An 8,711-nucleotide genomic window follows, 5' to 3' on the forward strand; every position below is an offset into this window, starting at 1 on the left:
CTTGAAAAGTACCGCCGTATGCTTGAAGAAGTTGGCTACAGAAATGTTAATACCGTTTATGAGCATGGCGAGTACGCAATACGAGGCTCAATCTTTGACCTTTACCCTATGGGCAGTGAAGAACCCGTTCGTATCGAGTTGTTTGATGATGAGATAGAAAGCCTGCGTACATTCGACCCGGATAACCAGCGTTCAAAAAATAAGATCAAATCGCTAAAGATTTTACCTGCAAACGAATTCCCATGGGACGATAAAAGCCGCATGAGTTTTCGGAACCGTTGGTTAGAGCAGTTCCCAAATGCGGCATCAAACTGTCCTTTATATCGAGATATCAAAGACGGAATCAAACCACACGGCGTTGAATATTACAGCCCGCTGTTTTTTGAAGAGATGACAACACTGTTTGACTATTTACCTGAACAGTCACTTGTCATTACGCCAAGTGACATGCCTGAATTGCTAGATCATGTGTGGAGCGATATTAACGGCCGTTACGAAGATCGAAGGCACGATATCCAGCGCCCTATTCTTCCGCCTAGAAACCTGTTCCTGACAACTGACGAATTATTTTCTGATTTAAAGCAACACCCAAGGTTAACCTTATCCACCGCGAGATTAAGTGAAGGTGCAGGTAAATCAAACTTACCTTTTGATGTACTAGGGCAAGTAGGTGTCGATGACAGAAATACCGATCCACTCAGTGCGCTTAAAACGGCAATAGACGCCTTTGCCGGTAAGACGCTGATCATTGCTGAAACCGCGGGCAGACGTGAAGTACTAAGCGAGTTGTTCACACAGTACGCCTTCGCATTCGAAGACACTCAAAGCTGGCAAAGCTTTCTGCAAACAGACAGCCAGGTACAGTTAGTAACTGGCAGTTTGTCGCACGGCTTTATTTCGCAAGAAGCGTCACTTCAGGTTATCACCGAAACAGAATTGTTCGGCCAGCGAGTTGTACAGAGCCGACGCCGTAAGAAATCTAGTGATAATTCTGAAATGATGGTGAAAAACCTGACGGAATTATCCATCGGCGCGCCGGTCGTACATATTGATAATGGCGTTGGCCGCTATCGCGGTTTAGAAACGATCAAAGTGGGTGATCAAGTCGATGAGTTTCTAATGCTTGAGTATGCCAACGAAGCCAAGCTCTATGTTCCTGTATCTAACCTCAACCTTATTTCTCGATATAGCGGAACTGACGAATCACTCGCTCCGCTGCACCGTCTGGGAACTGAAAAGTGGAGTGCAGCAAAGCAAAAAGCCTTAGAGAAAATTCGTGATACGGCCGCAGAATTGCTCGAAGTTTATGCAAAGCGTGAAGCACGCTCCGGATTTAAATGTGATAAACCTGGTGAAGCTTACCGCGCCTTCTGCGCCAATTTCCCGTTTGAAGAGACACCCGATCAGCAAGCTGCGATTAAGGCAGTGCTTCGCGATATGACACGCGAACAGCCGATGGACCGGCTCGTCTGCGGAGACGTTGGTTTTGGTAAAACTGAAGTGGCGATGCGTGCCGCATTTGTCGCAACCTACTCGGGTAAGCAGGTCGCAGTGCTCGTTCCTACGACACTTCTTGCGCAGCAGCATTACGAGTCTTTCCAAGATCGATTTGCAGGCACGGCGGTTAAAGTCGATGTGCTATCAAGATTCAACTCTCCAAAAGATCAGGCTAAAGCGCTGGAAGACCTAAAGGCTGGAAAAATAGATATTATTGTCGGTACCCACAAGCTGATTCAAAAAGATGTTAAGTACAAAGACCTTGGTCTTTTGGTTATTGACGAAGAACATCGATTCGGTGTGCAGCAGAAAGAAAAGATTAAGTCTTTCCGCAGCGACGTAGATATTTTAAACCTTACCGCCACGCCAATACCGCGTACTTTAAATATGGCGATGGGCGGCATACGCGATCTATCGATTATCGCCACACCACCTGCTAAGCGTCTGTCAGTAAAAACTTTCGTTCGTGAGCGCGAAGATGCTTTGATCAAAGAGTCTCTCTTGCGTGAGATTCTGCGTGGTGGTCAGGTTTACTACTTATTTAACGATGTTAAAAATATTCATAAAGAAGCTGAGTACTTAACTAAACTGGTACCTGAAGCGCGAGTTGGCATTGCCCACGGTCAAATGCGTGAGCGTGAACTTGAAACCGCGATGTCAGACTTTTATCACCAGCGCTTTAATGTTTTAGTTTGCTCAACCATCATTGAGACCGGCATCGATATTCCTAATGCCAACACCATCATGATAGACCGAGCTGATAAGTTCGGCTTGGCACAGCTACACCAGTTACGTGGACGCGTCGGACGATCACACCACCAGGCTTACGCCTATCTCATGACACCCAGCTCTAAAAAACTTAGTGGCGATGCTGAAAAACGACTTGAAGCAATTGTTGCCTCGCAAGAACTTGGGGCGGGCTTCATGTTGGCAACGCACGACCTAGAGATACGTGGTGCAGGTGAACTATTAGGTGAAGAACAAAGCGGCCAGATTCAGAATATCGGTTTTACCCTATATATGGACTTGCTAGATCAAGCCGTTAAATCGCTTAAACAAGGAAAAGAGCTCGACCTTGAGAACCCAATGCATGGCACCGAGGTGAACCTGCGTATTCCCGCAATTATTCCTGACGAATATTTACCAGACGTACATATGCGTTTAGTACTCTATAAACGTATTGCTAACGCTGCCGATAAGGACGGCCTAAAAGACATTCAAGTCGAAATGATTGACCGCTTCGGTATGTTACCTGACGCTGTGAAAAACCTAATGCGTCAAACAGAGCTGAAGCTCAAAGCCGATCCTGTTGGCATCGATAAAATCGACGCAGGCGAGACCTCCGGTAGTTTTGAGTTTTCAAAAGACACGAAAGTCGACCCCTTGGCCATCGTTCAGCTAGTGCAAAAGAACCCGATAAAGTACAAGCTAGAAGGCGCCACAAAACTTAAGTTTGAGCTTGAGGCCAAGAACGCAGAAGAGAAATTAAGTGAGATTGAAGCGCTGATTGCGTTATTGAGCAAGGCCCCGACTTAGCCTCAGCTGTAGGCAGAGCCTTCCACGGCTCGCTGGCAGGTTAGCACGAGTCAGGTTCACAGCGAGATATATGCTTACTTAACACACTTCCCCTCTCTAAGCCCCTGAACTTGCTCATCACTATAGCCCAAAGACTTTAATACATCTGAGGTATCTGCCCCCAAAGGTCTCCCTGCTTGCTTTATGCCTTCAGACTTAAATGGCAATGCGCTATTTATTTGTTGAATCTCGTTGCCTGTCTCATCTACAGCGGTGGTAATCATGCCCCGCGCTATGAAGTGAGGGTGCGCTGCAGCCTGGTTGATACTCAATACAGGTTCTACACAAGCATCTAAGTTGCCAAAGACGTCATTCCAGTGAGCTTGGTCTTTTTCGATCACTTTTGCTGCAATTGCTGCCTTGATTTCTGTTTGGGTTTCGGCTCGTTGGTCGGCAATCTTATTCTGGTAAGCTGTCAAACCTAGGGTAGATAGCAAAACCATCGCGAAGTTTGGTTCCAGGCTACCGACCGAAATATACTTGCCATCTGCCGTCTGGTAGTAGTCGTAGAATAAACCACCGTTGAGCATCTCTTCGCCACACGCTGGGTCCTTGCCACTGACTAGCGCGTTGGCGCCGAACATCGTGCTCAGCGCCAAGGCCGCATCACTCATACTGATATCCAGGTGCTGGCCTTTTCCAGTAGAAGCACGTTCAATCACTGCGGCAAGAATCGCCATTACGGCATGATGTGAACCACCTGCAATATCGGCAACCTGTGTTGCAGATAAAGTGGGACCGGTTTCTTTTCTGCCAGAGAAACTGGCTAAGCCCGACAAAGCCAAATAGTTAATATCATGCCCTGCCCGATCTTTTAAGGGCCCTGTTTGACCATAGCCTGTGATCGAGCAATAGATTAATTTAGACTGAAACTTTACCAAGGCCTCATAATCCAGACCTAGACGCGCCATAACACCTGGTCTGAATTGCTCAATCACAATATCAAACTCACTCACCAACTTATGAACGATCTCTTTTGCACTCTCATGCTTTAAATCAACAGCAATCGTTTTCTTATTGCGATTAACGCTGGCGTGCGAGGCAGAAACCTTACCTACCATTGGCGGCAAGAGCTTTAGTAGATCGGGTCGCGTAGGTGACTCTACTCTTACAACCTCTGCGCCCATATCTGCCAACAATTGCGTTGCATAAGGGCCCGGTAATAAGGTGGTAAAGTCGAGAATCTTAATTCCCTTGAGTGGTTGTGACATTACTTACCCCTACTTCCTTTAGACCATCGAGCGGCCGATAATCAACTTCATGATTTCATTTGTACCAGCATAGATCTTCTGAACACGCGCATCTGCGTAAGCGCGCGCAACCGGATACTCCCACATGTAGCCGTAACCACCATGTAGCTGTAAACATTCATCTATCACGTCACACTGAATCTCGGTAGTCAATAATTTAAGCTTCGCTGCGGTCACCACATCTAGTTGCTTATTAATATGCAGCTCTAAGCATTTATCGACAAATACACGCGCCATCGTCAAGGTTGCTGACATTTCGGCAAGCTTAAACTGGGTGTTCTGGAACGATGCTATTTCACGGCCGAAGGCTTTACGCTCTTTAACGTATGCGACTGTTTGCTCAAGAATCGACTCTGCACTAGCGATCGCGTTTAAGCCTACCGATAGCCGCTCTTGTGGTAGCTCCTGCATAAGGTAGATAAAGCCCATGCCTTCAGCACCTAGCACGTTTTCTTTTGGGACTTTTACATCCTGGAAGAATAGCTCTGACGTATCCTGTGCCTTCATACCGATCTTATGAAGATTGGTGCCTTTTTCAAAGCCGGGTGAGTTTGCCTCAACTAACAGAAGGCTCGTACCTTTTGCGCCAGCTTCAGGGTTAGTTTTAGCCACCACGATAATTAAATCTGCTAACTGTCCATTAGTGATAAAGGTCTTAGAACCATTGAGTGTATAGAACTCGCCTGACTCGTCTAACACAGCATTGGTTTTCACACCTTGTAAGTCAGAACCGGTGCCAGGCTCTGTCATGGCAATCGCGGTCACAATTGAACCATCAACACAACCCGGCAGGTACTTTTGCTTTTGCTCTTCGGAACCGTAAGCCATGATGTAAGGCACCGCGATGTCTGAGTGCAAGCCAAAGCCGATACCACTTAAGCCGTAATTAGCAACTTCTTCATCGATCACCGCATTGAAACGAAAGTCACCTTCAACACCGCCGTATGCTTCTGGGACAGTTGGGCTTAAAAAGCCGTGTTCACCAGCCTTCTTCCATAGTTCACGAGATACCTGACCGTCTTTCTCCCATTGCTCGTGGTGAGGCACAGCTTCAGCTTCAAGGAACTTCTTAAACGCATCGCGAAACATTTCTTGTTCAGATTCAAATACTGTTCGTTTAATCATCTTTTTCTACCTTTCTTAGAATTATTCAAAGCTTGTGAGGCCCAAAACCTCACAAACTGGTTGATATAGATTTAGCTAGTCTTTGAACGTCAAATTGTCTCGGGCCATATCTTTAAGCAGTTGAGGGACTTCGTATCGCTCACCGCATTGCTGATGCAAGGCTTCGGCCCTTTCAATAAAAGACTCTAAGCCTGTTTGGTTGATAAACTGCAAGATGCCGCCCGTCCAGACCGGATAACCAATTCCCATGATGGAGCCGATATTAGCGTCTCGAACGCTGGTCAGTACTTTTTCTTCGACGCAGCGGACAGTCTCAATCGCTTGAATGTAAAGCAGGCGATCTTTGATCTCATCAACACTAACTTCACGGTCGGGTTGTTCGAACTTATCCTTTAGACCTGACCATAAGTGTTTTTTACCTTGAGCCGGATAATCGTAATAACCACCACCCGCAAGTTTTCCTGCACGTTCTAGCGCAAGCATCTTATTTACAACTTCATCGGCTGGGTGCGCCAGATAAGGTTTGCCTTCCGTTTCAAGATCCTTAATCGTTTGCTTACGAATCTTTTCCATCAAGGTCATGCTAACTTCATCGGTCACTGCCAACGGTCCTACCGGAAAACCTGCCAGGAAGGCTGCATTTTCGATCGCTGCGGCCGGTATCCCTTCACCCAACATGGCGATCCCTTCGTTTGCAAAAGTGCCGAAAACACGGGAAGTGAAGAATCCACGGCTGTCATTAACTACGATTGGCGTTTTACCAATTTGCAAAACGTAGTCATAAGCTTTGGCCAGTGTTTCATCTGAGGTCTTGTCACCACAGATGATTTCTACCAGCGGCATTTTGTCGACTGGCGAAAAGAAATGAAGGCCAATAAAGTTCTCTGGTCGCTCAGAGGCTTCCGCAAGACCAGTAATGGGTAAGGTAGAGGTATTCGAAGCAAATACAGCTGATGACTCTAATTGCGCTTCAGCTTCCTGTGTGACCTTTGCTTTTAGAATTCTGTCTTCAAATACAGCTTCAATGACTAGGTCACAGCCTTTCAAGTCCTGCGCATTATCGGTCGCCAGGATGGCGTTCATGGCAGCATCACGCTTATCACTGCTCAAGCGTCCTTTTTTCACTTTCTTATCAAGGATCTTCCGAGAATACTCTTTACCTTTTTCAGCATTTTCTACTGAAACATCTTTTAACACGACCTCAATGCCCTTAGCTGCTGATGAATAGGCAATACCTGCACCCATCATACCGGCGCCCAAAATTCCCACCTTACTCACCTTTGACGCTTCTACGCCATCAGGACGCGCTGCCCCCGCCTTGATTTCATTGAGTTGATACCAGAAAGTACCGATCATATTCTTCGCTACCTTGCTACAAACCAGCTCAACGAAATATCGTGTCTCAATGCGCATTGCCGAGTCGACATCAACTTGTAGGCTTTCAACCATTACCGAGAGAATCGACTCAGGAGCTGGCATGGTGCCTTTGGTTTTTTCGCGCATCATTGCGGGTGCAATCGGTAACATCTTCGCTAAGGCAGGCGTTGAAGGTTTTCCTCCTGGCACTTTATAGCCTTTTACATCATAAGGTTGTTGGGCTTTAGGGTTGGCTTTAATCCAAGCAATAGCCGAAGAAACAAGTTCTTCAGGTGTACCCACAATCTCATTGATCAAACCAAGGTCTTTACCTTTCTCAGGTTTGAACTGTTTGCCTTCGGTCAAAAACGGCAATGCCGCCTGAAGGCCTAAGAGACGAGACATACGGACAACACCGCCACCACCGGGCAACAAGCCAAGCGTCACTTCAGGTAGACCTAGCGTCACACCTTTGCTTAAAGCGACACGGTAATGACACGAAAGCGCAAGCTCCCACCCCCCCCCAAGTGCAGCGCCGTTGATACAAGCAACAACCGGCTTACCAGATGTTTCTAGCTCTCGCATTGCCAGTTTTAGGCGGTCAACCATCTTATACAGAACCGAGGCATTTTGACGTGTAGTTGCATAGAGGTCATCAAGGTTGCCACCGGCAAAGAAAGTCGACTTATTTGAACGGAATAGCACACCTGCGAAGTCTTCATCACGAAGTTGTTCGACTGCTGCGCATAAGGAGTCTGTAAATTCCTGGTCCATTAAGTTGGCACCGGAATTGGGCTTATCAAGAATTAAGTGAACGATATTATCTTGATCTTTTTCTACAATCACTGAACTCGTGTTGTTATTTATACTCACGGCCGTTCTCCTCTTAAACTCTTTCGATAATCGTTGCGATACCCATGCCACCGCCGACACACAAGGTCGCTAGACCAGTCTTTAAGTCACGCGCTTCGAGCTCATCTAGTAACGTACCCAAAATGATTGCGCCTGTTGCGCCTAAAGGGTGACCCATCGCGATTGAACCGCCATTAACATTTACTTTTTCTTCACTCACTTCTAGTTCGTCCATAAAGCGCATGACCACAGAGGCGAATGCTTCGTTCACCTCGAACAAGTCGATGTCCTTAACGTCCATGCCAGCTACTTTAAGTGCTTTTCGTGCAGCGGGCGCAGGACCTGTGAGCATAATCGTCGGGTCAGTTCCAACAACAGCTGTAGAAACAATACGAGCCCGTGGTTCCATACCGAATTTTTTACCAGCAGCCTCACTACCAATTAAGACAGCTGCAGCACCATCAACAATACCCGAGGAGTTACCAGGTGAATGGATGTGATTGATTGACTCAACTTGCGGATAACGCTGACGAGCAACACCGTCAAAGCCCATCTCGCCCATCATCTGGAACGAAGCTTTTAACTTACCCAAGGTCTCCATGGATGCATCCGCCCGAACCAACTCATCGTTCGCTAAAATTTCGATACCATTACGATCAACGACCGGCACCACAGATTTTTCGAAAGAGCCGCGTTCCCAAGCCGCCGCTGCTTTATGATGCGAACGCATAGCAAAGGCATCGACGTCTTCACGGGAGTATCCACCCAAGGTAGCGATCAAATCTGCACCAATGCCCTGCGGCATAAAACCCGTTTTAAAGTTCGTTTCGGGGTCCATTGCCCAAGCACCACCATCGCTCCCCATCGGGACTCGTGACATAGACTCGATACCCCCAGCGACCACGAGATTTTCCCAACCTGAACGAATCTTCATTGCAGCGGTGTTAACCGCCTCGAGCCCCGATGCGCAAAAGCGATTAAGGACAACACCTGCAACATCATCATTCCATCCTGCAGCCAATGCTGCAGTTTTTGCGATATCAGCACCTTGGTCGC

Annotated in this window: 5 protein-coding genes; 1 reads left to right on the forward strand and 4 read right to left on the reverse strand. The window is 47.1% G+C overall.

What is annotated here, in order from left to right:
• On the forward strand, positions 1-3,033 hold a 3,033-nt coding region (gene mfd, locus A3735_RS20880; protein ID WP_068638567.1), incomplete at its 5' end, for a transcription-repair coupling factor.
• 74 nt (positions 3,034-3,107) lie between these two features.
• Here mfd and A3735_RS20885 read toward each other — a convergent pair.
• From A3735_RS20885 to A3735_RS20900, 4 genes are all read right to left on the reverse strand, one after another.
• Positions 3,108-4,283 (reverse strand): CaiB/BaiF CoA-transferase family protein, encoded by a 1,176-nt coding sequence (locus A3735_RS20885; protein ID WP_068509416.1) that lies wholly within the window; start codon positions 4,281-4,283, stop codon positions 3,108-3,110.
• An 18-nt stretch (positions 4,284-4,301) separates the two neighbouring features.
• A complete protein-coding gene (locus A3735_RS20890; RefSeq protein ID WP_068553075.1) occupies positions 4,302-5,447 on the reverse strand; it encodes an acyl-CoA dehydrogenase family protein in 1,146 nt (381 codons plus the stop codon).
• Between the two features lie 75 nt (positions 5,448-5,522).
• Positions 5,523-7,676, reverse strand: a complete 2,154-nt coding sequence (locus tag A3735_RS20895; RefSeq protein ID WP_197475970.1) for a 3-hydroxyacyl-CoA dehydrogenase NAD-binding domain-containing protein — start codon at positions 7,674-7,676, stop codon at positions 5,523-5,525.
• 13 nt (positions 7,677-7,689) lie between these two features.
• The coding region (locus A3735_RS20900; RefSeq protein WP_068638569.1) for an acetyl-CoA C-acetyltransferase at positions 7,690-8,711 on the reverse strand (1,022 nt) is incomplete at its 5' end.

This window comes from Oleiphilus sp. HI0061, from assembly GCF_001635675.1.

What these genes read in the sequence shown, in the direction of transcription:
- A3735_RS20890 (WP_068553075.1), bottom strand. Translation starts at nt 5,447, where the DNA reads ATGATTAAACGAACAGTATTTGAATCTGAACAAGAAATGTTTCGCGAT.
- A3735_RS20885 (WP_068509416.1), bottom strand. Translation starts at nt 4,283, where the DNA reads ATGTCACAACCACTCAAGGGAATTAAGATTCTCGACTTTACCACCTTA.